The organism is Pseudomonas sp. GX19020, assembly GCF_023371075.1.
Lineage (GTDB): Bacteria > Pseudomonadota > Alphaproteobacteria > Rhodobacterales > Rhodobacteraceae > Pseudogemmobacter.
Window position 1 is genome coordinate 723,324 of the sequence record NZ_JAMCCR010000001.1, and the last position, 26,396, is coordinate 749,719.

The following is a 26,396-nucleotide window of genomic DNA, read 5'->3' on the forward strand; positions in this document are numbered from 1 at the left end:
CCCGGGATACTTAGAGACAGATGAAATTGCTGTCGGAGAAATTGGGAGGCGCTCTTTCGGGGCGCCTTTTTTTTGCGCGCCGGTTTTTTTATGCGCCCGGTTTTTCTAGCCGCGGGGCGTGACGCGGAGGCGGATGCCGTTTTCGGCGCGCACCGTCAGATGGGCCACCGGAACCGGGTCGGCGCCTTCGATGCGGTCAAAGCGGAAGCGCCGGACCAGCATGGCGAGGAGGAGGACGCCTTCGACCATGGCGAAACCGGCGCCGGTACAGACGCGGGGGCCGGCGGAAAAGGGCATATATGCCTCGCGCGCGGAGTGGCGGCCCTCGCTGGTTTGCCAGCGGGCGGGGCAGAAGGCGTCGGGTTCCGCCCAGAGCCGTTCATGGCGCTGGAGATGCCAGGGCGAGAGCACGACCTGGGCGCCGGGCCTGACCTTGCGGTCGCGGAAGGTCTCGGGGCGCGTGTTCTGTCGCACCATCATCGGCACCGGCGGGTAGAGGCGCAGTGCCTCGCGAAAGACATCGCGGGTGAAGTGCAGCCGGTTCACGGCGCTGAAATCGGGGGCCGCGCCAAGCGAGGCCGCTTCGGCCGCGACGCGCTCCTGTACATCGGGGCTGAGCGCGAGCAGATAGAGCGACCAGCCAAGCGCCGAGGCGCTGGTCTCATGCCCGGCAAGAAAGAAGATCGCGACCTGATCGACCATTTCCGCGGGCGTGAAGCGCTTTCCGGTCACGGGATCGGCGGTGGTCATGATTTTGGTTGCGAGATCATCGGGAGCGGTGCCTGCGTTGATTTCGGCCGCCCGCGCATCTGTCAGCCGGGTGATCAGATCGCGGATCATCTTTGCCGAGGCCCGGGTGCGCTTGCGATGCAGGCGCGGGAACCAGCGGGGCAGCGGCAGGAAGGCCGCAAGGTTCAGGATCGGCTGCGTGCGCTGATAGGCGCGGAATTCAAAAAAGACCCGGGCCGCGATCTCATGTTCGATCGGAATCGAAAACAGCGTGCGGAAGATCACATCCGCCGCCGCATGGGACATTTCCTCTTCGACCTCGACCTCGGTTCCCGTGGTGCCATGGGTCAGATCCTGCATCCGGGCGACCGCCGCCTGCCCCGCCGCCACCATGGCGGGGAACGTGTCGCGCAGGCGTCCGCCCTCGAAGGCCGGGTCGATGATGCGGCGCTGGCGCTTCCAGGTCTCGCCATTGGTGACGAAGACGGAATTGCCCAGAAGGGGTTCCAGCCCCGCCCGGATCCGGTTCGATTTCGGGAAATCTTCGGGCCGGTCCTTCAGCACCAGATCGACAAGCTTCGGGTCATTGCAGAGATAGGAGCGGAAGAAAGGCGTGCGGAACTCGGCCATCCAGGCGCGGTAAAGCCGCGCAGGCTGGGCCGAGAGGATGTCGCGCCGAAAGAGCCTGAGATAGGTCAGAAGCGAGACCCTTTCGGCGCGGGCCGCGGGTTTCGGGGGCACAGGGGGCCCGGACGCGCCCGCAAAGGGGCAGGATTTGGGATCGTTGCTCACGCCACGTTTCTATAGCGGTTGACGGTGGCTTCAATGCGGCTTTTCGACGGGTGGCGGGTTTTGAAACGCGCGCCCAGTGTCTGCGGCCCGGCGGTCACGCGGAAATAGTCATAGTCGCCGGGATTGCCCGCGAGATTGTCGAAGGCGCAAAGATACTGGAAATGCAGCCGGAACCAGCGCCGCCGCAAAGCGCGCCAGCGGGCCGGGCTCAGCGTCTGGGTGAAGGCGGCGGAAATCACCAGCGGCCAGCGTTTGCCCTCGGGCGGCGTGACCGAAACCGAAACCGGGTCGCACAGCGCAAAAGCACAGCCGTCGCCGGGGGCCGTCACGTCGATCCAGGCGATCTCGTCGCGGGTGGAAAGCCAGGCCAGATCGGCGCGCAGGCGGGTGGCCTCTGGCAGGAACGACACCATCGGCACCACATGGCCGAGCGACAGGAACGACAGAACCGGGCGCGGTGCGGGAAGGCCCGCGTGCAAAAGATCGGCAAGGATCGAGACGCCGAGATGCGCGCCCGAAGAATGGCCGATCACCAGCACCTCGTCGTATTCTCCGGACAGTGCGGCCCGGATCTGCCTGCCGAAATCCCGCATCCGTGCCTCAAGCTCGGGCGGGTTGGCGCCCTTATACTGCGCCGAATAGGCATAATCATGCATAAGATACCAGGCAAAGACCTTATTGTCCTTCTTTCGGAACCAATAAAGCACCCCCCAGAGGATGCCGCCCGCGACCGGAAGGCCCGGCGCCCAATGCAACAGATGCGCCACCAGCGCAAATCCGGCCCAGGCCAGCCCCAAAGCGACGCCCAACTGCAAAAGCAGAAAGACAATCGGGTACAGCGCCGCGATCATCGGGCCTTTGCGCAGCCGCATCAGCCGGAAGAGCGCCCCCGATCCGATATAGGCCCAGGCGGTGCGGAAAAGCTGCAGATAGGTCGCCGGGATCGTCTCGGACATCGAGCCTTTGACGATATCGGACCAGACCAGCACCTCCATATCGGTCTCGGCGGCGCGCCCCTCGATCGTGGCCTCGACACGCCAGCCATAGGGGCCGCCGGCCTTTTTCGGCTTGAGGCTCAGATCATAGCCGGAAAGCAGCGCCTGTTCAGTGCCTTCCTTGCGGTAAAGCTCGCGGTAGCGGCGCGGGTGAAACGGGTCATAGCCGGGAAGGTAGAATACCTTCCGGCGGAAAATCTCGCCCTGTCTCTGATCAGTCATTCCCACCTCCGGCAAGGCCCGGTCTGCCGGAGAAATCGGGCAGGATTAAGGGATCATCCGGGCACCGGCAGGCCGAGTGTCTCGAAAATGTTCAGGAGCCACCAGCTGAAATCGGTAAAGGCTCCGGTCACCATCATCGTGCCGACGATCAGCAACAGGGCGCCCATCGCGCGCTCGATCCATTTCATATGGCGTTTGAGACGGGTCATCACCCCCATTGCGCGCTCGATGAACAGGGCAGAGATCAGGAACGGCAGCCCCAGCCCCACCGCGTAAACGCCCAGAAGGAACGTCCCGCGCGAGACCGAGCCCTCCTGTGCCGCAAGCGACAGGATGGTGCCTAGCTGCGGCCCGATACAGGGCGTCCAGCCCGCCGCGAATGCCAGCCCGAGAAGGAAGGCGCCAAAGGCAGATCCGCCCTGATCGCCCGCATCCAGCCGCGCCTCGCGATCAAGGATCGGGATGCGGATGATGCCGGTGAAATGCAGGCCGAAAATGAAGATCACCACCCCCGCAACCCGGGCGAACATCACCTGGTTTTGCAGGAAGAACGCACCAAAGGCCGACATGGTGAATCCCAGAAGCAGGAAGATCACCGAAAGGCCCAGCACGAAGAACAAGGCCGGGATGAGGATACGGCGCCTTGCCCTTCCCTCCTTCATCTCGCCAACGGAAATCCCGCCCATATAGGCCAGATATGGCGGCACGACCGGAAGCACGCAGGGCGAGAGGAATGACAAAACCCCCGCGATCAGCGCGATGAAAGTGGCCGGGCCCAGCCCTGCATCGAAGAGATCAATTCCAAACATGGTCAAACTCATAGCCATAGCCGGAGGGCGCGTCATCCGCTATGCGCTCACATTGACGGCATTCCCCTGTCACATTCCGTCGCAGCCCGCTATCAGGGTCGCATGACCGCGCAGTATGACCAGGACCTCGATTGCGAGGGGCTGCTATGCCCCCTCCCCGTGCTGAAAGCGCGCAAACGTCTGCTGGCGATGGAACCGGGCGAGGTTTTACGGGTAAGCACCACGGACCGGATGGCAGTGATCGATCTGCCGCATTTCTGCGCCGGTGCCGGGCATGACTATCTTGAGGCACAGGCTGACGCCGCTGTGACCCGCCATCTGATCCGGCGCGGCGCGAACAGTCTTGCGGCGCAGGACTGAGCTGCTCAGTCTGTAATGCCGGTGCCGAATGACGGGGCCGGTAGTGCCTGGGATAAAGATCCCCGCCAAAATGATTCCAAAGGTGGCGCCGACACGCGAGTGCCGGAGCCGGGGCCTGACCAGACAGAAATCTGCTACCCAGCTTTTGACAGTCGCTCATGCGTGCCGACATCCGCTTTCATGGTTGCTATCTTAGACTTGGCGGCCGAGATCATCCAGGCATGCCAAGAGGGTGTCGGGGAATCCTGATAAGCAGAACGCCCCCGGTAATCCGGCGGCCTCTCGTTTGAGCGTCGTCCCTGCCCGCGCCCTCTGTCGGACCTGATCATGCATCCCCCATCTCACCAGAGAACCGGCGGATTGACACCTATGCCAGCAGGCCATGAAACCAGTGGCGGCGGTCCTTCGTTATGTTCCGGACACCAGGGAAGGAATACCAATGAAGCCGCCGACACCGCCAAAAAGACACCGCGAGAAGGCTGCGGTGATTTTCGCCATAGTGGTGGCCGTCATCGTCGTCCTGTTCTTCGTCCTGCGGGTCTTCTGGCATTCGGACGTCCAGGAGAGAGATCCTGATAGCCTGAACGCTCCGGACATGCCGAATGACGCTCCGGTCTCAGCCCCTCTCGAGATCGAATAAGGCCTGCGCTATGCCGCTGTTTCCCGCTCCCCACAGTCCCGCCCATTCGCGCCGCCAGGCGGGCCCCGGCGAGTTGACGCAGTGATCCGCGCCTCGGGGTGATTACGGCTGCGGGGTATGGCCGGGCGAAGTGGGTCTATGAAAGGCGGGGCGATGCGCTGTGGTTACACTGTCGCAAACGGGTAAGCCGGCAGGCCTTCGCCGGGATCCGCAGCCATATACCCGCCATGGTTGCGCGAATCGTCTGATTCCTCTTCGATCACCGCACAACAGAAGGAGGAGGTCGCGATGGGTCAGAAATGGACGACAGCGCATAAGCTCGCCTGCCGTGATGAGAATGGCGATTTAACTCGCGTTTTCCATCAGGTGTTGAAGGACGGGGCGAACGAAGTTGTTGAGGAAAGGTTCGTTCTCGGGAACTGCGAGCCGGTGTCACGGGTGCAGGGTCTGTATCATCGGAAGAATGGCAACATCATTTCCCCACCGCCGGTTTCACTTCCTTAAAAGCCAGGCGCCCTCGGCAAGCCGGGGGTGTTTCTCGCAGGCTCATAGCTTCGCCTTCGCGCGCGCAGTGGCGATCCCAGCCAAACCACCAGAATCAAAAATGAAATCCCTGTTCGCCGACACGCTTCTGGCCACCTTTGCAGCATGCGGCACAGCTGAAAAGACTGCCGATACTGCGAATACCGGTTCAAAGACCGCGAGTAAGGGTGCAGTGAGTGATGCCGTCGCAACCGGCGCGGTGAGAGTTGCGGCAGCGGCAGCCGGTGGTTGATATGTTCTGCCCCGCGCGGATCGTGCCGGGCAGAGTTACCCGCCTTCCCCAATTTCCCAATCAGTGAAAACGTGATCAGCGAAAGCGGAACCCCTGGCGGAGCGAGACAGTTGATCTTTCAGCAATAGGAGGAAGCTATGACCAAACCCGATTTCGACAAAGAAGCTGAGAACACGAAGTTCAACGTCGAGGAAGAGGCGCAGAAGCAAAAGATGGGTAACGCTGCCCAGCCGTTTAACCCGAACAAAGCGCCCAGAACCAATGAGCCCAATGCGGGCGGGGCAAATCGTGAGAACGGCCATCGCGGCTGAAACGCAAAGCGCCCGGCGGGATCTCTCCTCCGGGCGCGATTATTCTACGGGCAAAAGTATCAAGTGGGCCAGAGTTTCGAAAGCTCTGTCTTGCGTTCCTGGGCTACAGAGGGGGGCATATCCAGGATGAGATCGATCCCCGCGAGGATAGCGAGGCCATCCGGCTACGCCCTGATCCAGAGCAGTGCGCAATAACATGCGAGATACCGGCGATGCGCCGCGGCGATCTGTGATCTGGACGGGGTCATGACCACAGGACAATTCAGAACCGGCTCCTCATGCACCCTGCCCTTGCGGCCGATGCACTTCTGTATGGGCACAGCCCTGTGCGCCGAGATGATGCGCCTCTTCCGTCACTGCCAGCTCCCCATGTGGAGTGCCCCCCCCCCCCCCCGCAAGGCTGGATCGTCGGCCGCGCATCCTGCATCCAGACAGGCGTGATCCCGACGCGGGCATGCTGGGCGACGAACACCGCCATCTGCCACCCGCCATGGCTGACCGGCAGGCTTGCCCCCCTCGAGGCGATGATCTGATCATCCCTGGCCGGATCCGACCGCCCTGCGCAGTCACTTTCTCAGCCGATAGCGCCGTGCTGCATCATCAGCCAGATGCCATCGATACGCATGCGCTGACTGCCGGAGGTTTCACCCGTCTCGTCAAACTCAAGGCCGGCGTGTTCTCTGCCAAATGCCCATTCCAGCACGCGCTGGATCGACATGCCGCAGATGTCAGCCTGGGGCAGATCGGCTGATGGGGCGTTTGCGGACAGCCTTGGCTGGAGGATGATTTCCGAGCTGATAACTGGCGGTGCGGCCTTCGCCTGGCGCGAGCGCGGGCGCACAACCCCGCCAGCCGACATCGCTTCGTCCCGGAGCCCGATTTCCTCTGGTGCCATTCTGCTCATACCGCCCCCTGATCACAACGGGTTGATGCGGGAACCAAACAGCCCACTACACGTTGTCTTATCAGACCGTCACACTGTCCCGTGACCTGTCCGTTGATCTGCCTGTATGACTGCCGGGTCGCCTATGTGCGTCCCGGCTTTTTTCCGATACCAGCACCGGGAACCATTTGCGTCGCAATCGGTTGGCAATTGTGGCGACCGCAATCTCCCTCGGCCAGTCGCCTTCCCTGACCGATCGGGGCGCTCAGGGAATGGGGCGCCCCGTTTCTTGCACCAGGGCAGAATTGCCTACGCAATGATGCCATCTTCGCCTTTCCCACCGGGCGGAGTAGAAATGCCTCATTACCTCTGGTTACGAGTGATTGAGTTCCAGTAGTATTGATTGAAGAGAGAGCCGCCCTTGCGCATGTCGCGATGGCGGCTTTTTTCATTTCATCCCATCACTCCCCCTTTCCCTGACGGGTGTGAAATGGCTTGGCGCAACAAGAGGGCCTGACGATGTGCAACCTTTACAGTCAGACCACCCCACCCGAGGCGATGCGCCAGCTTTTCGCAGGGCTGACGTACGCGGTCGGCAACATCGAGCCCGGCGATATCTGGCCCAATGCTGGCCCCTCAAGGATGAGGACGAGGTGCTGATTGAGGTTACGCAGAAAAAACGGAGCACCTGACTGCGCCCCACTTACTGCCTCGCAACGGCACGCCTAGCCCTCATCAGGCCTTTTGGGTGGCTTTGGCTGAGGAAGAGGGCGAGGAGATCTTGCCCGAACCGAAGCCGAAAAAGCGCAGCGCCCCGGTGATCCGCACGACAGCCCCGCAAAACGACGACCCGGCGGTTATCGTGCGCCGCCAGTCGGATGCCCTGATCGCCCGCGCGACCGGCACCGCAGCGCCTGCCGAAGCGCAAGAATACCGGCACATGTCGCTCCTCGATCTGGCTCGCGACTCCCTAACCCGTTCGGGCGCCAGCGTTCGGACCCTGAGCGCGGATGAGGTGTTGCAACGGGCCGCACATGGCACCGGCGACTTCGCCCTTGTCGTCAGCAACGCGGCGAACAAGATAACGCTCGACGCATACCAGGCCGCACAAAGCCCGCTCTATCCCCTGTTCCGCAAGCGGACCCTGAAAGACCTCGACGGCGTGACTGTGATCGGCGCGGCACCGAAATATATCGTCGTCGGACCCTCGATGGAAACCGAGGCCGAAAAGCTGCTGGCCTCGATCTACGCCACGACCACGGCAGACGTGAACGCCTGGCAGGGCAAACTGCAACTGATCGTCGAGAGTTCCAGCCCGAGGCTTTCGTTCACCGTGCGCAGGATGTTCGCCAGGTGAACAAAGTCGGTCGATGCCGTGTCACCGCTCAGACCCTCCTTGTCGATCCGGCTATTCCACCAGTCGCGGAAAGCCCTGGCATCGGCCCGGGTGATGTTCCGCAGCTCCTTTTCACCTGCCGCCTTTATGAAGTTCTCAACCGCCTTGCGACGCGGATTCTTCCAGCGCCGCAACCTGATCGACCGGCAGGAAGCTGAAGCCGCGCCGATCTGCGATAGCCTTCGCAGCTTCCCATCGGGCATTTCCGTTTATGCTGTCACCACGCAAGGCCGATTCCCAGCCCTCGATCAGGTGATTCCAGATCTGGTCGGCCTTCTGCCTTGCGACCGTCTTACTGTCGGTATGAAGAGAGAATGCTACAATCTCGCGCGGTTCCACATCCCGGAACCGGCGCCGAACGCGCTTTCTCAGGTGGAAGGTGTTCGCTCGCATGTAAATCGTCATGCGCCAAGAATAGCTGGCGAAACGGCACCGACAAGGCGCCCTTGTGAACAGAATGTGTCACACACTCAGGCTAAAACTGCCATTTTCCCATTTAAAATCAATAACTTAATTAGGAAGAATTGGCGCGCCCCACCGGGTGAAGATGACAACTACGTTTACTCCATAGCCCTATAAATCAAGGTCCGAGACCGGACCATGTGTTTCTGCGGACCCGGCGCTAAGCGCCGGGGTATTGTCACTGACGGCCCTCCGGCTCTTTACAGCGTAGTGTGGAAGCGCGCTCGCTTTCGGGGCAGCACTTTGCCGCAGGCGAAGATGACAATTACATCTACTTGATAGCCCGCCTCTGAACGGAGTTCGAATCCCGCCCGATCCGTCAGGTAGGCGCAGCCGCACGTAGAAATCGCCAACGCGCTTCGATGACTATGCTTGTGGAAGGCAGCGCCCGACGAAGATGAGAACTATCAGATCATCATAACCATCTGATAATTATTCAGGCACCCATGATTATGCGGCAATCGGCGGTTTTCAGCGGAATTTATGTGGCTAACGGCGGCAATTCGGATGTTGGGGCGCTAGGTCACTCGGCGGCGTCTAACTCGCCATCCAACGTCACGACTTCAATCGAATGGCCTTGCAACACAGGCAGGTCAGATTTCGGAGGAGCCACCCATGACGGCGTTTTTCCTTCTGCCTCGTCGGCTTCGATTTGCTTGGCAACTTCGGCAAACGGATGGCGGAAGAAATGCTGGTTGAGAGCGTCGGCAAGGGCCTTCTCTTTGCCCGCCTTGGCCAGCGCTAGAACGGCATCGCCGTCCTTCCAGTCGATCTTCGCCTTTACGCGGCGGTCCTGTTCCTCTTTCAGCTTCCTCACCGCATCAGCTGCGATGCTGCCACTCGTCCAGATTTCGAAGCGCTGCTCTGCCTCGCGTAAATATCCGTGCTGAGCGTAATGAGCGCGGAATGTGGGAATTTTCGCGAGCCATTCCACAACCTCTGCCAGACTCAACACGCCGCCCGGCTCCTTACCTTTGCATTCAATGGCCGTGACGACTGCATTCTGGTTGCTGATCGTCTGAACGTCGATATCCGCTATCTTCCCGGTGCTTGGGTCTTTGGCGGTGACGCCCATATCCATTGTCATGGCTGTGCGCCTTGCAAGATAGCCTGCCACCATTTCGAACAGGATGCCTCGAAGGTTCTTGTTGCGCCCTTCGATATCGAACAGGTTGTTCAACAGCATGGTGAGGCGTTCGGGGCTCGATGACGCATATTTCGCAGCATTCTTGAGCACTTCGCAGAGCGAGGTGATTGCCTCCCCGACACGCTTCCCGAACAGGTCTTTGGGGGTTGCCAGCATAACGCCCGCCGCATGTCCTGCAGTCAGTGCTTCGCCTGTGAAGCCTTCCGCAACGATGATAGACAGAATGCCGATATCCTTGAAGCTGGCTTTGAGAACACGCGCTTTGCGGATGAAAAACTGAATCTCATGGACGGTCAAAATGCCTTCGGCGAAAACGTCCGCCACGATGAAGCCCGGTTTGCTTGCCGATCCCTGCAACGGGAGGAGATAGCTCGGCCCGGCAAGATCGAAAGCGAAAGGCCCAATCGGCTTCAGATCTTCATCGCCCCGGATGCGGATAGCGTTGTAGCTCGCGAGGCCAATTTTTCGGCACCATTCGCGCAGGCCATCCAGTAAGACACGTTCCGTAATGTCCCGCGCGCGCATGGCAGCGGGTGTGCCTATGGCCAAACTCGGAGCCGTGTGGAAACAGCGGCCATATTCCGGGTCTTGAAATTCCTTGAGGAAGTCGGACTTTATGAGGCGGCTGGCGACCGTATCAGCCGGGACTTGCCCGGTCTTGGGCCTGACCGTCGCACCGCTTACTACCGCAAATTGCTCGGCAGGAATTATGCCGCCCCGAGCGATCACCCCGTCGATAGCCGCCGCCGTAATCGAATTAGTTTCGCGGAGATCGCGCAGGAAGTTATGCCAGAACCGTTCGCCGTTACGGTCTTTCTCCAGATAAAGAAACGCCTCGCGCTTAGGCAGGAGCGGAACAGGAAAGCTGCGGATCGGCGGCTTGGCTCGTGATACGCGCTGACGCGCTGCCTCTGCCGATAAACCAGATGCGACAAGTGCCTCGACGATCCGTGAGGAACGTGAGGGACCATGCTCGGAAAGGTAGTGCGCAACGCTGATCATAGCGTATGTCACACTACTTAATTTATTAATTCAATTACCTTAAGGCCTGACGTTTTTGAACGTGAGTTGTGGTTCATTATAAATCAATGACTTAAACGGCAGTTTTCGACGTCGATTTTTCGGCCTATGTCACAATGGTTTTTGGAGCCATATGTCTGGCCTGCTTTCGCACCCGAAAAATAAGTGCTGATCATTGCCTCCGCCCCCATTTGCGATGTCGACACTCGTCCACGCATTCGCTGCTTAGTGCGGGCCGAAAGCTGCTGGCCCGGACATGCAAGTATCGGACTGTAGCGTGGAAACCGCGGTTCGCTATATCGCATAGTGGTGTGCGGTGATCGGCGACGATATCAGGTCATAGAGAGAAATCGGCGGGGTTGTTGGGCCGAAGCCGACGAAACGGAGAACTACGTCTACGCTATAGCCCTCTAAATCGAGACATGAGCGAACGGCTTGACTGGGGTGGTCAACGGACCGGCGGTTTTTGGGCTGATATGCTAGGAAAACGACCTTATACTTGGTCAGCAAACTTCGATGGTAACGCGCGCTCATTTCGGTCGATTTAGAGACGCTCAATCCTCTCGGTCGAAATTGTAAGGGCATGTGATGCTAATACGGAAAATCGTCGTTGAAAATGTTAGGAGTTTTCTGGAGCGTCAGGAGCTGAGCTTCGACGGAAAAATCTCAATTATCATCGGTCCAAACGGTGGTGGGAAAACCAACCTCCTCGATACGGTCACCACCATGCTCCGTCGCTACCTATTGGCGACGAAATATCTAGAAGCACACGATCAAGGTGATGGCATTTCGCGCTGGTATTTGCAGGACAATCAGGGCCTGAACAGTCTCGGCTTCGATCGACACACCCACGGGGCGGGACAGCCTCAGCTCGTCGAGATTACTGTCGAGGTATCAGCCAGCGATCTCGAAAATATGCGCACTCTTCAGGCCGATATCGAAGACATTAAACGAGAAGACACACGGATATACCTACATGATAATCCGTGGGACCGCATTCCTGAATGGGCCATAGAAAAAATTGCTGGTGGCGATAGGGTAACCTATCGATGGACACATGATGGGTTTGAAGAGCCCCAAGATAAGAAAGCGGTTGATTTCCTTCAGTACCTGCGCATTTTTGAGTACGCGAACGCCACCCGCGCTGAGATGAGGCGCGATATCCTCCGCCTGCCGATGATCTACCTTCCGGTACACCGGGCGGGTGCCGGTTTCCAATCACGCGTACAGCTCGCCCAGTACAACGACATTGAGCAGAAGCGGCAACTGGACGCCGTATCCTCGCGCTCTGGCGCAACGAATGTTGTGAGCCTAGCCATCGGGCGTCTGGGCCGGAAGTATCGGCGCCTGCTAGAAGAGGATAACCGTAGTGCCAAGACAGCATTCTATGGCGATGAGAATCTGAAAAGTCTCAGCACAGATCTCAAGGCGCTTGGCTACGACTGGGAACTTGAAACGATCAATCCGGATACGAATGAATATGACGTGCGCCTCAGCAAGCAGGGCACGAGCTTTAGCGTCACGGCAGCGTCTTCCGGTGAGCGGGAACTGCTTACCTATCTCTTTGCTATCTATGCGCTGAATGTCAGGGATGCCGTCATCGTCGTCGATGAGCCGGAACTGCACCTCCATCCGCGCTGGCAACGCTCTCTCTTCCGCTTGTTCGAGAAGCTGTCGGTAGAGACAGGCAACCAGTTTGTGCTCGCCACCCACTCCCCCACATTTATATCCCCTGCGTCCATACAGTTTGTGACGCGTGTCTATAGCGAAGCCCAGCGAAGCAGGATTCTCCGGCTCAATCAGCCTGATTTACCGAACGCCAAGCACCTATTCAATTTGGTCAACAGCCAGAACAACGAGCGCATATTTTTCAGCGATAAGGTGCTTCTCGTCGAGGGGCTTTCAGACCGGATTTTCTTTGAAAAGGTACTCGACACGCGGGGCCGGGAAGCAAGCTCCGAAATTCTCGAAGTGATCAGCGTGGGCGGCAAGGGGCTGTTCGCCCCGTACCAAAAGCTGCTGGCGGCTTGCCAAGTCGGCAATGCTTTAGTGGCGGACCTCGACTATATCGAGCAGGTCGGCTCGCAGGCCCTCAAAGGTCTGTTCAAGCTAAACGCCGGGGAGATCAAGCAGGATGTGATCGACAACATAAAGAGCCTCGATGGCCAAGCCTTGGTTGCCCGGATCGATGAGGCATTGAGCACCGGAAGCTGGGACGATGCGCGCGAGACATGGGAATATATCAAATCTCGCCGCATTGCGCTGAAACCGGAATTGTCCGACGACGACAAGGCACTTCTGAAATCTGAACTCAACGCCTTGCATTCGCGCGGCACAAATATCCTGTCGGAAGGCGCGCTGGAGGCATATCTTCCGATCGGCCTCAAATCCAAGGACCTCGAAAAGCTCATCGTATTTCTCGATGATCCAGCGTTCTGGGACAAGCTGCCTCGTCCGCAGCGGGATGAAATTGAAACCATAGTCGCCTCGCTTCTCCCGGCACTCATCGCCGTTGAAGGCGACGGCGAGAAGTTATTGCCTGATGCAAAAATGCCGACTGCGACTCAGCTTAGCTAGCCCGTGCCCGTAGCCGCCCGATTGCTTTCCGAAGGGGGCTGACCATTATCCAAGCTCGGTCGCTATTACCGGTGGGTCTGCTAACCGCCCTAAGATATATCGGGCTGTGGCGTGGAAACGGCTGTTTTCTATCCCATCCGGTGTAATGCGGTGATCGGCGGCAATATCGCATTATAGAGGGAAATCGGCGGTGTTTGGCGGGCCGAAGCCGACGACACGGAGAACTATGTCTACTCTATAGCCTTCCATGCGCCTCTTAAATAGGATGGAGAGCAATTGGCTATGTCGAGTGAGCAGCAGGGGCAACGTCAACCGTTGCCCGTCATTTCTGTCGTTGCCCGGCTGCAATGCTAGATCGGAAGTCTAACGCTCGATCATCTCACTTATCGCAAGGCTAGAATGGCGGAGCATGTGACTAAGCCGCCGTTCACGAGGACGAACGCTAACGTCGGGTTTCGGCAACTCCCGACGTTAGCGCGGCTGCATCATCGGCCCATGAACGAGAATGGACTAGCGGTCAACTGCCCGGCAGTTCCAATAAACATCCGGAAGAACCGGGCCGGCCCCCTAGCTTGCGGCAACCTATGAGGCGTAGACAACACCTAATACAAGGCGAGCATTGATCATCACAGGTAGGTCTGGTGCCCCTTCTACCCGTTCTGTTGCGAGCACAACGGAGGCTCCGAGCCCGCCGATCGTTTCGAACTGCCGGAGATACGGCAGACTCCTCGAAAGCGGTGCGCCGATTCGTTTCAGGATGCTGTCACCGTCTTCCAAAGTCACCGCGACCATTTTGCCTTCCATGGCATCCAACTGATCTGGGGTAAGAACCGCTCCACCGAGGATGATCTGCCCCGGCATCACGCGGGGGACGGCGCTTTCCTCGCGGACGCGATATGCGACTTCGACTCGGCCAAGGGCAGGATGTCCTTCTAGGAGAACTGCCTCTTCCCGCCCCGCTGGTGGAGGGACCTGAACGAAAAGAGCTCCGACGACGCGATGCAAGTCGAGTTCATGATTCTCAAAAGCCAGCGTCGGCCGCCCGCCACGAGGGTCGGTCGCTTCAGCGGCCAAGGAGTATCCCTCGCCGTTGCGCGGACGCAGCAGCCTACGAGCGAAGGCTTGCGTCCCGCGGCGGCCAACAACCAGCTCATGATCGGCCGGCGAAGAAGGCGTGGCCTCAACGATCGCGATGGATCCGGCCGGGATTGTGAAGCCCATGGTGTCTCTGCGGACGTAAAACAGCGACTTGTCATCAAACCACTGGCTGGAGAGCATCTCCCGGTTGCCATCCTGGCTGCCACCGCTCGGAACGTGCCGGCTGAACGCAGCAATGTCCTGAACGATCGGGACGTTGAAAGCCGGTGCGGTAACGACAGTCAGAGGGACGACATTGTCCGGGACGGCCTCCTGAAGCGGCTCTCGCCAGCGATAGCGCCGGAATTCCTCGTGGACGCGTTCGACCGCCGAACGCAATCGCTTCAGGTCCGCATCAACATTCTGCACGTCGATGTAGCTCAAAGCGTTGGCGTCGCGATGATGCGCTTGGTTAAGCACTCGTCGCGGCTCAGCGCCATCGGCCAATGCAGGATCATCGCAGAAACGCGAGAGTATCGGACTCCTGAAGAGTTCGTTGCTGCGAGCGGTGACCAGTGAACGGAGCCGCCCCACCAGCGGCATCAACGTCGGCGCGTCAGTGGGTGCCGAAAACGCGGGATAAGCTGGGTCGTCGAACAAATCCCCCAGGCGCGCCTCCAAGAAGATGCGAGCCTGATTCGCATAATCCTGTGCGTGAGCTGCCGAGTCCGGGTTCGAGACGAACTCGTTCCGCTTCCGATCCAAGTCCTCGATAGCCAAGGAAGTTTCGAGGGTGCTTCGAGATGCGTGCACCGGATGGACGGCACGGTGCTCAACACGATTGGTGCCCCGTGCCTCAGCGACGAGGATACGACCGAAGCTACGGTCATAGGTGGTAGCCAGAATTTGGGCTCCACCAGCCGCCAGTTGGTCGAGGGCACGCGCTAGACGAGCACGATTGTCGTAGTCGAGGAGATCTTGGGGATCATCCAGGATCATGAGCGACAGGCCACCATCCGTCCGGAGGACATGTTCCCGAAACGCGAGGTAGAAGCCCATGAGTGACGCTCTCAGGGCCGAAGCGTTTGATACATGTTGGGCTGGAGCATGAACGCCATCGCGCCCCGCTTGGATTGCAATTGCTCCTTGGGGCGTCATCCCAGTTCGATGCGGTTTGGGCGATAGGGTTGTCGCGTTTTGGTAGATCGCGTTCCGCCAAAATACCGCTCGATCATGCAAGCGGGCCTGCAAGCCTTCGACCTGCGCGGTGGCAAGATCGCCCACTGGAATGATTTCATCCAATGCAGCTGCAGCCGTTCCGCAATCTTCGATCACTTTCAGTTTACGCTTATGAGCAGTCTTAGCAGAGTTCATTCGCTTCGATAGGTCGATAGCCGCATTAATAGGCGCAACGCCTTTCACGATGGCATCGAGGCGTAACAGTTGCGCTCGGAGGCCAGTCGCCTGGCCGTCGCCGCCATCGGCTTTGCCGCGGACTTCTTCAAGCGCCGCAGCAAGTTCTGCGCGATGGGCCGTCATCCAATCGACGAATGCCAAAGCTCGGATAAGGCGATTTAACGTCTTGCTCAGCTTAGCCGCCTGGGCGCCAACTCGGCTCGGCAAATTTCGTTGTGCTGGCTCTGTAAACGAAGGCAGGTCGGCCATCGCCTTGTCAGTTAGCGCTCCCACGTTGGAACGCAGCGATTGAAGGACGCCTGTAAAGCTTTCTGTGCTGAAGAGGTCGTCCAGCAAAGCGGTTCGCAAGATTGCACCGGGAGATTCGGGGAGGTCGTTCTGCAAATCGCGCCGAAGCGCATCGGGCAGATCGCGGGCCAGTTTGCCGGTCCAAGCCTCCGCCCATTGCACGACCGTCTTGGAGAGGATTTCGCTATCTTCAGCAACTTGGCGTAGATGATCGGCAACAAGCCCGCCCGTCTCAGCGTCGACGACGCCGGAGAGTGAATGATGGCAGACTGCACAATGATCATCATGGGGCTTTCCATGCTCGCGCATCCAGTCGGTCACGCGTGCGTAGAGCTGGGTCCTGCGCTCCAGCACCGGGTTCGCCGAGAGTTCTTCGAGGATCGTTGCCTCCTCGAACATACGATCAATGAGGGCATCCACCCCTTGGCGAACGTCGGCCTCCAGCTTGAGAGCAACCAGCCTTTCCATCGAAGGGAGCTGCGACAACCGTCGCACCTGCTCTAGCGCAGGTGCGATGCATTGCTCCAAGCTCTGCCGCTGCGACTCCTCCGAGGCGTCAAACGAATTGCCAAGTACATCCCGGGCATGGGCGAGGCCGCTGGCTTTCAGATCCTCGAAATGCTGTCCGAGCGCGATGAACGCAGCTGGCTCATCCGTGATCGCCGGGAGGGCGGTGACAGGCGTCATTTCCGAGAATTCGGAAATCCGCTGTTCGAGATCGTTGCGATGCTGCCGATAGTCCGTCTCGATCCCATCGAGCTCAGTTCTGCGCTCCTTGGTGATGTCCCCCGCAATCTTCGTTCTCGCACGCCCAGCGTGCTTTGCCAGGGCCACAAGTTCGGAAAGGCCTGTCAGCTTTGCCACCGCCAGCCCCAACTCCGAAGGGTTCCCCACCTGGAGATAGGGCAGCAACCCTGGCATGGTGGTTCCAAGATTGAACGCGATCGGATCGAGGCCAAGATCCGCCGCATTGGGCCCGACCTCCTCCAGCTTGCCATTTGTCTTTCGTGACTGCGTTCGACGTATCGGAGGAAGGCGGGTCCCGTCCTCCAGCTCGAAGGTCAGCTCAACCCAAGTATCCGCTGGGACGGTTTTAGCTGATGCCACAGGCGTCCAGTGCTGCGCGCTCGGCAGGGGAGTCACCGCGCTGATCTTATGCTGCGACGCCTCTTCAGCAGCCCCGCGATCGATCTCGCAGTCGAATTCAGCTTCGCCGCTTTCGGGCAAACGTTGAGGCCGGAGCAGCTTGCCGGTGAGGCACCAGATCACCGAATTCATCAAGCTTGTCTTGCCCGACCCGTTCCAGCCTTCGAATATTGTGATAGAGTTGTTCGGTTCGAACACAAAATCCGTGCTCGGCTCGTCTGCAGATCCGTAGGCATGGAGCCCCGCGAACCTATGTGCGACGATTTTCGCCAGCCTAAGAACGCGGCGCTCCCGATCTGCGGAAGTGGAAGGAGGCGGAACTTGGGCTGGGGTAGCGTTGATGCTGGTTATGATCGCTTCGCAGTCCGGTGTCATTACATTGCCGGCCCACTTGGAGCGCGCGCCGCGATACCAAGACAGCACGCCTCGAGCGGCGTCGCTGCTGAGTATGAGTCTGTGGCCCTCATCTGTGGCGATCGGACGTCCAGAAACAAGCTCAGCAAGAAGCAGATCAGTAGTGAGCAAGTGAAGTGCACGTACAGGCCCCACGCCCGGCAAATCGGCATCCGAATCAGTCAATTGCTTGGCCCCCAATTCCTAGAATAGCGTAGCCTCCGATTGATTCCGCGTCATCTGCGAACTCAATCGGACGTCGCCATAAGCCGTCGCTGCCAGCGGTTGTCATCCCATTCACGGCTTCAGGGCACCGCAGTGTCGCAGCAGGATACGACCGCTAACGGGATTGATGATGCGACCGACTATGCAACCGAGATAGCCAATATCATCAACGATCTCACCAACCATGTGCACCGACTACGCGCGTGGGACTCTGGCGCGGCGAGGCAGAGCACCGCGTAGATCAATATCTCTCCGGCGCGGAGCCGTTCTCCGATTTCGCAACCTGTTGGGTGTTTGGTGGAGACGGCGGCGGCTCTGTCGTTGGGGGCCGCTTCGGTGAATGGGCGATTGACCGGCTCGTCGCGAAAAGTAACCCGGAAGATATCGTTGCACTCTTCACGGACGAAGTGGCGCCGAATGCCGCAGTCTACGAGGACGTTTCACCGGTGCTTGGCATCGAGATTAACGAGCCCTGTGCATTGGGCGATGGTGTTCGACTTGTGCCGCCAGCGGCCGACATCTTTAGCGCGTTCGACTATTCTGTCGTCCGCAGGGGTGCCGCCAGCGCATAGACGCAAATGCGGCACGCTACGCGCCGCCGATCCCTCGCCATGGTTCGCCATAGTCCGCTGCCGACCCCGGTAGCCCAATCCCGACTGGAGGTGATCCATGGCCAACCCGCTTGCGGGCCTGCCGCCGCGCCTGTTGCGCACCAAGGAAGCCGCGCGCTTCCTCGGCATATCCATCCGCACCCTTGAGAAGCATCGCACCTATGGCACCGGGCCGACCTATCGCAAAGTCGGTGGTCGCGTCCTCTACACCGTTCGCGATCTGGAAGACTGGAGCGCGGCGGGCGAGCGTAAATCCACCCGCGACAAGACCGCCGGCACCGTCTTTCCCGCGCGTCCGCTTACGCCCGAAGAACGGGGCGACTGCTAGATGCTACGCGAGGATGATCACGGCCACGCGCGACCGGCCGAGGACAGCGAGCGCAGCCGCCTGGCCCCCTTCGTGGTCGCAACGGGCGACGCGCCGCCGCGCGACCAGCGCGACCTAATGGAACGGCCGTTCTTCTCGCTGGCGAAGACCCCGCGCACCAAGCCGATTCTCTACAAGGCCGCCGACATAGACGTGCAGGTGTTCGGGATGCCCGAGCGTGGCATGGCGACCATATGGGACGCCGATGTGCTGATATGGGCAGCCTCGCAGATTGTCGCGGCCGAGAATGACGGCCTCACCACTTCGCGCTTCGTCCGGTTTACGCCCTACCATCTGTTGCGCGCCATCGGGCGGCCGACCGGCAATCACCAATACCGGCTTCTGAAAGCCGCGCTGGCACGGCTGCAATCGACCGTCATCGCCACCACCATCCGCAACGGCCCGCATTGGCGTCGCCGGCAATTCTCATGGATCAACGAGTGGGAGGAAATGACGACGCGCGCCGGCCGCGTCGAGGGCATGGAGTTCGTCCTGCCCGAATGGTTCTACAACAGCGTCATCGACCGTTCGCTGGTCCTGACCATCGACCCGGCCTACTTCCGGCTGACTGGCGGCATCGAGCGATGGCTTTACCGCGTCGCCAGAAAGCACGCCGGGCACCAGCACCACGGCTGGATTTTCGAGGCCGCGCACCTTCACCAGAAATCCGGCAGCCTCGCCCGACCGTCCGACTTCGCGCTCGACCTGCGCCGGATCGCGGCCCGCCAGCCGCTTCCCGGCTACCTGCTCCAGATCGAGCGGGAAGGCGGCCGCGAGCTGCTGCGAATTCGTCCCGGTAACTTACCAACAGGCACTGTTGATAATCCTGTTAATGCCATCGGCACATCAGGCGCACGAGGTATCGGCACATCAGGCGCACCACTATCGGCACATCAGGCGCACGAACCGCAGCTAACGCTTTGGCCTGAAAAGCGGAATCCGACCGCTAACTTATCTAACAGAGAATCTAACTCTGTTTCTTTGACGCGCGCAGGCGAAGCGTGGTGCCGGTTCGGCCGGGAGCGGCGAGCCATGACGTACGCCGTTGACGCAGCGCACGCGCTCACTCCCCACCAGCACATCGCCGGAGATGAACAATGACCCGTCGCGCCCATGGCAGCGCGCACTGCCGTCCGCTGCCGGATGGGCCTGCGCCCTTCACCACATTGGTCGAGCTGACTTTCGAGGAACGTCGCATCGAGCATTGGATCAGGTTCGGTCGCAAGAGCTATGACCAGATCATCGACCGCCGCCGGAGTGTCGTCGGCTTCGCGCCTGGCGGCGTCTTCGCCTTCGTGCGATGGGCGAGCGGCGACCATGGCACGGTCGTTTCGCGCATCGACATTGTGCGAGCGATCGGCCGAGGCGAGCCGTTCCAGACATTGCCTTTCGTGCGCCCCGGCGGCGAAATCCTGTTGCGCCTTGATAGCTGGCCCAAGGTGCAGCGCGCGCTTGCCGCTATCGACGCCGTGGAATCGCTCGGCCTCGATCCGGCCGACGCTTCGCCGGAGCATTGGCGGCACGTCCACAACCGTTTGACCGCCAATCTGGAGCCGCACGCCTACACGCCCGAGCGACATGCCGCGTGGCTTCATCGGCGAAGGATCGCGCCATGACGCGCCGTCGCATCCTTACCTGCGCGTCTCGACTGCCCGGCAGGCCGAACACGATATTTCCATCCCCGACCAGAAGCGGCAGGGCGAAGCTTATTGCGAGCAACGGGGCTTCCAGCTCGTTGAGACTTACGTGGAACCGGGCGCAACCGCCACCAACGACAAGCGCCCTGAATTCCAGCGCATGATTGAGGCAGGCACGTCCAAGCCCGCCCCCTTCGATATTGTCGTGGTGCATAGCTTCTCGCGTTTCTTCCGCGATCACTTCGAGATGGAGTTCTACGTTCGCAAGCTCGCGAAGAATGGCGTCAAGCTGGTGTCCATCACGCAGGAGATGGGTGACGACCCCATGCATCAGATGATGCGGCAGATCATGGCGCTGTTCGACGAATACCAGTCCAAGGAGAACGCCAAGCACGTCCTGCGTGCTATGAACGAGAACGCCCGGCAAGGCTTCTGGAACGGCGCACGGCCGCCTATCGGCTATCGCATCGTCGCGGCCGAGCAGCGCGGATCGAAGATCAAGAAGAAGCTGGAGATCGATCCGTTGCACGCCGACACCGTACGACTGATCTATCGGCTCTATCTCGAAGGTGACGGCACGTCCGGCGCAATGGGCGTCAAGGCTATTGCTACTTATCTCAACGAGCGCGGCTTCTTCACTCGTGACGGTGGCAAATGGGGTCTAGCGCAAGTCCACGCCATCCTGACCCGGACCACCTATATCGGCGAGCATAGGTTCAACACACGCTCGCATAAAAACCGGGAGAAGAAGCCGGAGAGCGAGGTCGCCATCATGGCAGTACCGTCCCTGATCGAACGCGAGTTATTCGACGCGGTACAGACCCGTTTGAAATCGCGCGATCCTTTGGTGACGCCGGCCCGCGTATCCAGCGGCCCCACTCTGCTAACCGGCATTTGTTTCTGCGCCAAGTGCGGAGCTGCCATGACGCTACGCACTGGAAAGGGAAGCGCTGGGCAGACATACCGATACTACACCTGTTCGACCAAAGCGCGGCAAGGCAAGACCGGCTGCAAGGGTCGAGCGATTCCGATGGCCAAGCTGGATCATCTCGTCGCCGATCATATTGGAGATCGCTTGCTCCAGCCCAAGCGGCTGGAATCCATCCTTTCCAGCGTCATTGACAGGAGGCAGGAGCGCGTCGAGCGTCGCCGAGCGCATCTCGCCGAGCTTAACAGACGAATCACAGAGACCGACCAACGGATCGGCCGTCTGTTTGACGCCATCGAAGCCGGCATGGTGGACAAGGACGACGCCATGGCGAAAGAGCGCATGGTGAGCCTAAAGGCGTTGCGGGATCAGGCCGCCGCGGACGCCGAGCGCACGCAACTCGCGCTCGACAGTTCAGGCAATCAGGGTGTCACCCCCGACATGCTCAAGGGGTTCGCCCGCAAGGCTCGTGAACGGATACGACTCGACAGCGGCGGCTATCACCGCGACCACCTGCGCGCGCTAGCGCAGCGCGTCGAGGTCGCCGACGACGAGGTTCACATCATAGGATCGAAGTCGGAATTGCTGCGAACGCTGGTCGCCGCTTCAAGCGTAGAAACGGCGGCGTTCGGCGTTCATAGTTCTGTTCTGAAATGGCGCACCCGACAGGATTCGAACCTGTGACCTCTGCCTTCGGAGGGCAGCACTCTATCCAGCTGAGCTACGGGTGCAGCGCCCGGGTTACTTAACCGCTCCTGCGCGCTGCTGCAAGGCTTGTGGTGCCGCTTCACGCAAAGAGTTCGTGACAGAATTCCAGCGCTTCGACCAGGGCATCCACCTCGGCCAGGGTGTTGTAAAGACCGAAGGATGCGCGGCAGGTTGCGCTCACCCCGAAATGGTCCAGCAGCGGCATGGCGCAATGGGTCCCTGCCCTGACGGCGATGCCTTTTTTGTCGAGAATCGTCGAGAAATCATGCGGATGTGCGGCGCCCTGCAGGGTGAAGCTGAAAATCGCCCCCTTATCCGGCGCCTGCCCCTGGACGTTCAGCCAGTTCAGCCCGTTCAGCTTTTCGCGGGCGTAATCGCGCAAAGCGCGCTCATGGGCAGCGATATTTTCCATGCCGAGGCCGGTCAGGTAATCGAGCGCCACGCCCAGACCGATCTGATTGACGATGCCGGGTGTGCCGGCCTCGAACCGCATCGGGGGGTCTGCCCAGGTAACAGAGTCGCGATGCACCTCGCGGATCATGTCGCCGCCTCCCATGAAGGGACGCATTTCTGCCATCCGGGCCTGGGAAATCCAGATCGCGCCGGATCCGGAGGGACCATAAAGCTTATGGCCGGTGATCGCGTAGAAATCGGCGCCGATTGCCGTCAGATCGACCGGCATATGCACCGAGGCCTGGCTGCCATCGACCATCACCGGCACACCGCGCGCACGGGCCGCGGCGCAGATCGTGCTCACATCAACCACGGTGCCGGTCACATTCGACATATGCGAGATGGCGACCAGCTTTGTCTTCGGCCCGATTGCGTCGATCACCGCCTGGGGATCGAGCACGCCATTGGCATCGACCTCGACCCATTTCAGCGCCACCCCCTGACGTTCGCGCAGGAAATGCCAGGGCACGATATTGGCGTGATGCTCCATCACGGAAAGCACGATTTCATCGCCGGCCTGCAAACGAGGTGCAGCCCAGGCATAAGAGACGAGGTTGATCCCCTCGGTCGCCCCCGATGTGAAGACGATCTCGTCTTCCGAGGGCGCGTTCAGAAAGCGCGCAATCTTGCCGCGCACCGCCTCATAGGCCTCGGTCGCGTGGTTCGACAGGTAATGCAGGCCCCGGTGAACATTGGCATATTCCATCGAATAGGCCTGGGTGATCGCATCGATCACCACCTGCGGCTTTTGCGCCGAGGCGCCATTGTCAAGATAGACCAGCGGACGGTCATTCACCTTGCGCGCGAGGATCGGGAAATCGGCGCGGATTTTTGCGACATCATAGCTCACGCGGCAGGTACTCCGACGGGATGAAGGGGGCGAGGATCATCGTCAGGATGAAGACGCTGACGAGGAAGGTCAGGACCGTCCCGAAGAACACCTTCACCGGCGAGGCGAAGCCGTGGATTTCGGCTATGAAATTGCTCAGGAGCACCACGAAGATCCCGACGGCGGCGATGCCGATCAGGCTGGAAAGCACGGGCAGGATGACGAGCGCCAGCAGCTGCACCAGCTGGATCGCCAGCATCACCGCCTGAAGCCAGGCGATCGCCAGCACGGCATCGGCAAAGGATCCGCGACCGCCGAACCAGCCGCCCACCAGCCAGGCAAGGAAGGCGCAAAGGAGGAGCGTCAGGAATTGCAGCCCCGCCGTCAGGAAAGGCGTTGAGAACAGCGCCGTGAAAGGGCTGCCTTCGGGCATTGGCAGGATCTGCAGGCTCAGCTGCATCAACAAGGCCGAGGCCACCGCCATCAGAAGGAGCGCCACCATTTCGGTGCCCCCGGGCCGGTTCAGCGCCTGGATCTGCCGCAGGCCCTGACGCGGGTCATGCAGCGACAAAAGCAGGGAGGAAAAGAAAAAGCCGATCACTGCATCGCCTCGCGCAGAAGTTTCACCCAGAGCCAGAGGAATGAGAGCCCGACCAGAAGCCCGACCACCGTCACCGAAGACCCCGGTCCGCTGAACCCGGCCAGAAGGCCCTGGAACAGCATCAGGGGAGCTGCACAAAGCAGTGCCCAGAACAGCGAGACCCGCGCTTCATAAGCGCCGATCCGGCCCCCGAAGGCGCGGATCACCAGCGCCGAGACCGCCGCGATGCCGTAAAAGAACAGCGGCACCACGAAAAGAAAGACGAAGAAATTGATCCCCATCAATGCCTGGATGCCCGGCACCTGATCCAGCGGCGTACCGGCGGCGGTTGCCGCCTCACGCGCAAGGAAAGCCTCGCGCGAGAGGCGCGGCCATTGCGCCACGAACAGCAAAAGACAGGCCGCGAACAACAGGATCAGTGCCCTGTCCTCGCGCGGGCCATCCGCCAGTTTCTCGCGGATGACCGCACCAGGCCGGGCCCAGGTCCGGAAGATATCGGTGGTGATCGACATGGTCTTTGCCCGTTTCCTGCTGGCCGTTAACGCATTGGCGGTTCTAGCCCTGAGGGTTCTCAGCCGTCCAGCCCGTGCAGCCAGTCTTCCAGCCTTGCATGGACTTCGGCCGCGATGGCCTCATCCTCGATCTCTTCCAGCGTGCCGGCCAGGAAAGCCAGAACCAGAAGCGCCTGGGCGGTGCGTTTCGGCACCCCACGCGATTGCAGGTAAAAGAGCGCCGTCTCGTCAATCGCGCCCGAGGTGGAGCCATGCGAGCATTTCACGTCATCGGCGTAGATTTCCAGCTCGGGCTTGGCGAGGAATTGCGCATCCTCATCCAGCAGAAGCGACTGGCTCATCTGATAACCATCGGTCTTCTGCGCGCCCTGTTTGACGAGGATCTTGCCCTGAAACACACCGGTCGCGCCGTTCTTCAGCACTTTGCGGAAGACCTGGCGGCTTTCGCAACGCTCTGACGCATGGGTGATGAAGATCGTGTCGTCCTGGAGGAAATCCTTGCCATCCCCCAGCACGGTTCCGGCAACATGGGCCACGGAATCGTCGCCGGTGATCTCGAGGATCGCCTCATTGCGGGTCAGACGGCCGCCTGCGGTCAGGGTAAAGCTTTTGAACAGCGCATGATCGGCGATATGGGCGAAGATATGGGTGACGCCGCGCCGATCGGCATCCGGTCCCTGCGTGCGGATATGATGGAAGCGTGCATTCGACGCCACATCGACCTCAAGCACGGTGTTAAAGCGCGCACCGGGCGTGCCACTTTCCAGAAGGGTGATTTCCGCCCCCTCTTCCAGCTTAACAACGTGATGAAGGATCACATCGGAAGCCGCTGATTTCTGGGCGTAAATCAGGGAAACCGGTTTTGCGGCCTGCCCGGTCACCCGGATCAGCACACCCTCATTCGCATAGGCGGTGTTCAGCGCCGCAAGCGGACGTTCAACCGGGGAAGAGCCCCGGGTCTCAAGCTGGCCATAAAGCCCCTGCGCCCAGTGGATATCTGCCTGACCCGCAAGCGACAGCAGCTCAACCCCGGCAAGCGCCGGATCATCCGAGGCGGAAGCATCGAACACGCCATCGGTAAACACCAGCTTCACCGCATCCAGCGCCGCGAAAGACGGCGCGAGATCGGCGGGCGCACCGCTGATTTCCGGCTTTGTCAGCTGGGCCGGATCACTGTAGCGCCAGTATTCATCGCGCCGGGTCGGCAGGCCCTGAGCCGCCAGCCGATCAGAGGCCGAAGCGCGCGCCGCAGCCGTCCAGCCCTTTGCGGGGGCGCTGAGCCCCTGCAGCCGCGCCGTCAGCGCGTCCTGTTTGACCTGTGCCAGTGCCATTACTGCACCCCGTCCAGCAGATCGGCATAGCCGTTATTCTCGACCTCAAGCGCCAGCTCCGGCCCGCCGGTTTTGATGATGCGGCCATTGGACATGATATGGACCACATCCGGTTTGATATGGTCGAGAAGGCGCTGGTAATGGGTGATCACAAGGAAAGAACGACCCGCGCTGCGCAGCGCGTTGACGCCTTCTGCGACAAGTTTCATCGCATCGACGTCAAGACCGGAATCGGTCTCGTCAAGGATGCACATCTTCGGCTCCAGCATGGCCATCTGAAGGATTTCATTGCGCTTTTTCTCACCACCCGAGAAGCCGACATTGACCGGACGCTTGAGCATATCGGCGTCGATCTTCAGCGTTTTCGCCTTTTCGCGCACGACTTTCAGGAAGTCGCCGGCCGAAAGCTCCTCTTCGCCGCGCGCCTTGCGCTGCGCGTTCACCGCCGTCCTGAGAAAGGTCATATTGCCGACACCGGGGATCTCGACCGGGTATTGGAACGCCAGGAACAGACCCGCCGCTGCGCGCTCTTCCGGCTCCATCTCAAGGAGTTCTTCATCATCCAGCGTGGCCGAGCCGTCGGTGACCTCATAGCCATCTCGGCCCGCCAGCACATAGGAAAGCGTCGATTTGCCCGAGCCGTTTGGCCCCATGATCGCATGAACTTCGCCAGGCCCGATTTTCAGGTCGACGCCTTTGAGGATAACCTTATCCTCTTCCTCAAGTTTCACATGCAGGTTCTTGATCTCAAGCATT

At 60.2% G+C, this 26,396-nt stretch carries 22 protein-coding genes, 1 tRNA gene and 1 pseudogene; 12 read left to right on the top strand and 12 right to left on the bottom strand.

Translation table 11 applies throughout. The features are described from left to right. Positions 1-105: 105 nt before the first annotated feature. Genes M3484_RS03560 through M3484_RS03570 form a run of 3 tightly spaced genes read right to left on the bottom strand, consistent with a single transcriptional unit; the run spans position 106 to position 3,547 of the window. Complete coding sequence (locus M3484_RS03560) at positions 106-1,521, bottom strand: cytochrome P450 (protein ID WP_249495756.1); 1,416 nt, start codon at positions 1,519-1,521, stop codon at positions 106-108. Next, positions 1,518-2,738 (bottom strand): hypothetical protein, encoded by a 1,221-nt coding sequence (locus tag M3484_RS03565; protein ID WP_249495757.1) that lies wholly within the window; start codon positions 2,736-2,738, stop codon positions 1,518-1,520. The genes M3484_RS03560 and M3484_RS03565 overlap by 4 nt, the downstream gene beginning before the upstream one ends. Positions 2,739-2,791: 53 nt before the next feature. Further along, positions 2,792-3,547, bottom strand: a complete 756-nt coding sequence (locus M3484_RS03570; RefSeq protein ID WP_249495758.1) for a cytochrome c biogenesis CcdA family protein — start codon at positions 3,545-3,547, stop codon at positions 2,792-2,794. 102 nt (positions 3,548-3,649) lie between these two features. On the opposite strand from M3484_RS03570, the gene M3484_RS03575 reads away from it, so the two are divergent. The 4 genes from M3484_RS03575 to M3484_RS03590 all read left to right on the top strand — a co-directional run bounded on the left by M3484_RS03575 (position 3,650) and on the right by M3484_RS03590 (position 5,633). After that, a complete protein-coding gene (locus M3484_RS03575) occupies positions 3,650-3,907 on the top strand; it encodes a sulfurtransferase TusA family protein (RefSeq protein WP_249495759.1) in 258 nt (85 codons plus the stop codon). A 439-nt stretch (positions 3,908-4,346) separates the two neighbouring features. Then, positions 4,347-4,547 carry a hypothetical protein gene (locus M3484_RS03580; RefSeq protein ID WP_249495760.1) on the top strand — a complete coding sequence of 67 codons (201 nt, stop codon included), beginning with the start codon at positions 4,347-4,349 and terminating at the stop codon, positions 4,545-4,547. Between the two features lie 604 nt (positions 4,548-5,151). Continuing rightward, positions 5,152-5,322 carry a hypothetical protein gene (locus M3484_RS03585; RefSeq protein WP_249495761.1) on the top strand — a complete coding sequence of 57 codons (171 nt, stop codon included), beginning with the start codon at positions 5,152-5,154 and terminating at the stop codon, positions 5,320-5,322. Positions 5,323-5,459: 137 nt separating this feature from the next. Beyond that, a complete protein-coding gene (locus M3484_RS03590; protein ID WP_092897066.1) occupies positions 5,460-5,633 on the top strand; it encodes a hypothetical protein in 174 nt (57 codons plus the stop codon). A 574-nt stretch (positions 5,634-6,207) separates the two neighbouring features. Here the strand turns inward: M3484_RS03590 and M3484_RS03595 are convergent. Next, a complete protein-coding gene (locus tag M3484_RS03595) occupies positions 6,208-6,537 on the bottom strand; it encodes a hypothetical protein (RefSeq protein WP_249495762.1) in 330 nt (109 codons plus the stop codon). Between the two features lie 733 nt (positions 6,538-7,270). Here M3484_RS03595 and M3484_RS03600 point away from each other — a divergent pair. Both M3484_RS03600 and M3484_RS03605 read left to right on the top strand, forming a co-directional pair. Continuing rightward, the gene (locus tag M3484_RS03600) at positions 7,271-7,873 is read left to right on the top strand and encodes a Mu-like prophage major head subunit gpT family protein (protein ID WP_249495763.1); all 603 of its coding nucleotides are present in this window, start codon (positions 7,271-7,273) and stop codon (positions 7,871-7,873) included. A 93-nt stretch (positions 7,874-7,966) separates the two neighbouring features. Next, positions 7,967-8,491, top strand: coding sequence for a hypothetical protein (locus tag M3484_RS03605; RefSeq protein ID WP_249495764.1), 525 nt, complete (start codon positions 7,967-7,969; stop codon positions 8,489-8,491). 406 nt (positions 8,492-8,897) lie between these two features. Here M3484_RS03605 and M3484_RS03610 read toward each other — a convergent pair whose 3' ends face one another. Beyond that, positions 8,898-10,523 (bottom strand): hypothetical protein, encoded by a 1,626-nt coding sequence (locus M3484_RS03610; RefSeq protein ID WP_249495765.1) that lies wholly within the window; start codon positions 10,521-10,523, stop codon positions 8,898-8,900. 606 nt (positions 10,524-11,129) lie between these two features. Between M3484_RS03610 and M3484_RS03615 the strand changes: the two genes are divergently transcribed. Continuing rightward, positions 11,130-13,118 carry an AAA family ATPase gene (locus M3484_RS03615; protein ID WP_249495766.1) on the top strand — a complete coding sequence of 663 codons (1,989 nt, stop codon included), beginning with the start codon at positions 11,130-11,132 and terminating at the stop codon, positions 13,116-13,118. A gap of 582 nt (positions 13,119-13,700) precedes the next feature. On the opposite strand, the gene M3484_RS03620 is transcribed toward M3484_RS03615, so the two are convergent. Continuing rightward, entirely contained in the window at positions 13,701-17,420 is a 3,720-nt protein-coding gene (locus tag M3484_RS03620) for an ATP-binding protein (protein ID WP_249495935.1), read from the bottom strand. Between the two features lie 446 nt (positions 17,421-17,866). Here M3484_RS03620 and M3484_RS03625 point away from each other — a divergent pair, with 446 nt between their 5' ends. The 5 genes and pseudogenes from M3484_RS03625 to M3484_RS03645 all read left to right on the top strand — a co-directional run bounded on the left by M3484_RS03625 (position 17,867) and on the right by M3484_RS03645 (position 21,890). After that, positions 17,867-18,235: a hypothetical protein gene (locus M3484_RS03625; protein WP_249495767.1), complete on the top strand. Its 369-nt coding sequence runs from the start codon at positions 17,867-17,869 to the stop codon at positions 18,233-18,235. Between the two features lie 97 nt (positions 18,236-18,332). Beyond that, on the top strand, positions 18,333-18,602 hold the full coding sequence (locus M3484_RS03630; RefSeq protein WP_058161507.1) for a helix-turn-helix transcriptional regulator: 270 nt from the start codon (positions 18,333-18,335) through the stop codon (positions 18,600-18,602). Then, positions 18,603-19,436, top strand: a pseudogene (locus M3484_RS03635) (replication initiator protein A); the annotation flags it as partial. A gap of 302 nt (positions 19,437-19,738) precedes the next feature. Then, positions 19,739-20,257, top strand: coding sequence for a DUF2840 domain-containing protein (locus tag M3484_RS03640; protein WP_249495768.1), 519 nt, complete (start codon positions 19,739-19,741; stop codon positions 20,255-20,257). After that, entirely contained in the window at positions 20,220-21,890 is a 1,671-nt protein-coding gene (locus M3484_RS03645) for a recombinase family protein (protein ID WP_249495769.1), read from the top strand. Before M3484_RS03640 ends, M3484_RS03645 begins: the two co-directional genes overlap by 38 nt. On the opposite strand, the gene M3484_RS03650 is transcribed toward M3484_RS03645, so the two are convergent. The 6 genes from M3484_RS03650 to sufC all read right to left on the bottom strand — a co-directional run bounded on the left by M3484_RS03650 (position 21,861) and on the right by sufC (position 26,395). Next, positions 21,861-21,937, bottom strand: a tRNA-Arg gene (locus M3484_RS03650). The genes M3484_RS03645 and M3484_RS03650 overlap by 30 nt on opposite strands. 56 nt (positions 21,938-21,993) lie before the next feature. Then, positions 21,994-23,217 carry a cysteine desulfurase gene (locus M3484_RS03655; RefSeq protein ID WP_249495770.1) on the bottom strand — a complete coding sequence of 408 codons (1,224 nt, stop codon included), beginning with the start codon at positions 23,215-23,217 and terminating at the stop codon, positions 21,994-21,996. Then, positions 23,207-23,797, bottom strand: a complete 591-nt coding sequence (locus M3484_RS03660) for a Yip1 family protein (RefSeq protein ID WP_249495771.1) — start codon at positions 23,795-23,797, stop codon at positions 23,207-23,209. The genes M3484_RS03655 and M3484_RS03660 overlap by 11 nt, the downstream gene beginning before the upstream one ends. Beyond that, a complete protein-coding gene (locus M3484_RS03665; RefSeq protein WP_092898007.1) occupies positions 23,794-24,309 on the bottom strand; it encodes a hypothetical protein in 516 nt (171 codons plus the stop codon). The genes M3484_RS03660 and M3484_RS03665 overlap by 4 nt, the downstream gene beginning before the upstream one ends. A gap of 59 nt (positions 24,310-24,368) precedes the next feature. Next, entirely contained in the window at positions 24,369-25,640 is a 1,272-nt protein-coding gene (gene sufD, locus M3484_RS03670; RefSeq protein WP_249495772.1) for a Fe-S cluster assembly protein SufD, read from the bottom strand. After that, on the bottom strand, positions 25,640-26,395 hold the full coding sequence (sufC, locus tag M3484_RS03675) for a Fe-S cluster assembly ATPase SufC (RefSeq protein ID WP_092898011.1): 756 nt from the start codon (positions 26,393-26,395) through the stop codon (positions 25,640-25,642). Before sufC ends, sufD begins: the two co-directional genes overlap by 1 nt. Position 26,396 lies beyond the last annotated feature (1 nt).

Bases quoted from the DNA above. Each gene is read 5' to 3' on its own strand.
- M3484_RS03565 (WP_249495757.1), bottom strand. From the start codon at position 2,738: ATGACTGATCAGAGACAGGGCGAGATTTTCCGCCGGAAGGTATTCTAC.
- M3484_RS03570 (WP_249495758.1), bottom strand. From the start codon at position 3,547: ATGTTTGGAATTGATCTCTTCGATGCAGGGCTGGGCCCGGCCACTTTC.
- M3484_RS03575 (WP_249495759.1), top strand. From the start codon at position 3,650: ATGACCGCGCAGTATGACCAGGACCTCGATTGCGAGGGGCTGCTATGC.
- M3484_RS03580 (WP_249495760.1), top strand. From the start codon at position 4,347: ATGAAGCCGCCGACACCGCCAAAAAGACACCGCGAGAAGGCTGCGGTG.
- M3484_RS03585 (WP_249495761.1), top strand. From the start codon at position 5,152: ATGAAATCCCTGTTCGCCGACACGCTTCTGGCCACCTTTGCAGCATGC.
- M3484_RS03590 (WP_092897066.1), top strand. From the start codon at position 5,460: ATGACCAAACCCGATTTCGACAAAGAAGCTGAGAACACGAAGTTCAAC.
- M3484_RS03595 (WP_249495762.1), bottom strand. From the start codon at position 6,537: ATGAGCAGAATGGCACCAGAGGAAATCGGGCTCCGGGACGAAGCGATG.
- M3484_RS03605 (WP_249495764.1), top strand. From the start codon at position 7,967: ATGTTCCGCAGCTCCTTTTCACCTGCCGCCTTTATGAAGTTCTCAACC.
- M3484_RS03610 (WP_249495765.1), bottom strand. From the start codon at position 10,523: ATGATCAGCGTTGCGCACTACCTTTCCGAGCATGGTCCCTCACGTTCC.
- M3484_RS03615 (WP_249495766.1), top strand. From the start codon at position 11,130: ATGCTAATACGGAAAATCGTCGTTGAAAATGTTAGGAGTTTTCTGGAG.
- M3484_RS03620 (WP_249495935.1), bottom strand. From the start codon at position 17,420: ATGACACCGGACTGCGAAGCGATCATAACCAGCATCAACGCTACCCCA.
- M3484_RS03630 (WP_058161507.1), top strand. From the start codon at position 18,333: ATGGCCAACCCGCTTGCGGGCCTGCCGCCGCGCCTGTTGCGCACCAAG.
- M3484_RS03640 (WP_249495768.1), top strand. From the start codon at position 19,739: ATGACCCGTCGCGCCCATGGCAGCGCGCACTGCCGTCCGCTGCCGGAT.
- M3484_RS03645 (WP_249495769.1), top strand. From the start codon at position 20,220: ATGCCGCGTGGCTTCATCGGCGAAGGATCGCGCCATGACGCGCCGTCG.
- M3484_RS03665 (WP_092898007.1), bottom strand. From the start codon at position 24,309: ATGTCGATCACCACCGATATCTTCCGGACCTGGGCCCGGCCTGGTGCG.
- sufD (WP_249495772.1), bottom strand. From the start codon at position 25,640: ATGGCACTGGCACAGGTCAAACAGGACGCGCTGACGGCGCGGCTGCAG.
- sufC (WP_092898011.1), bottom strand. From the start codon at position 26,395: ATGCTTGAGATCAAGAACCTGCATGTGAAACTTGAGGAAGAGGATAAG.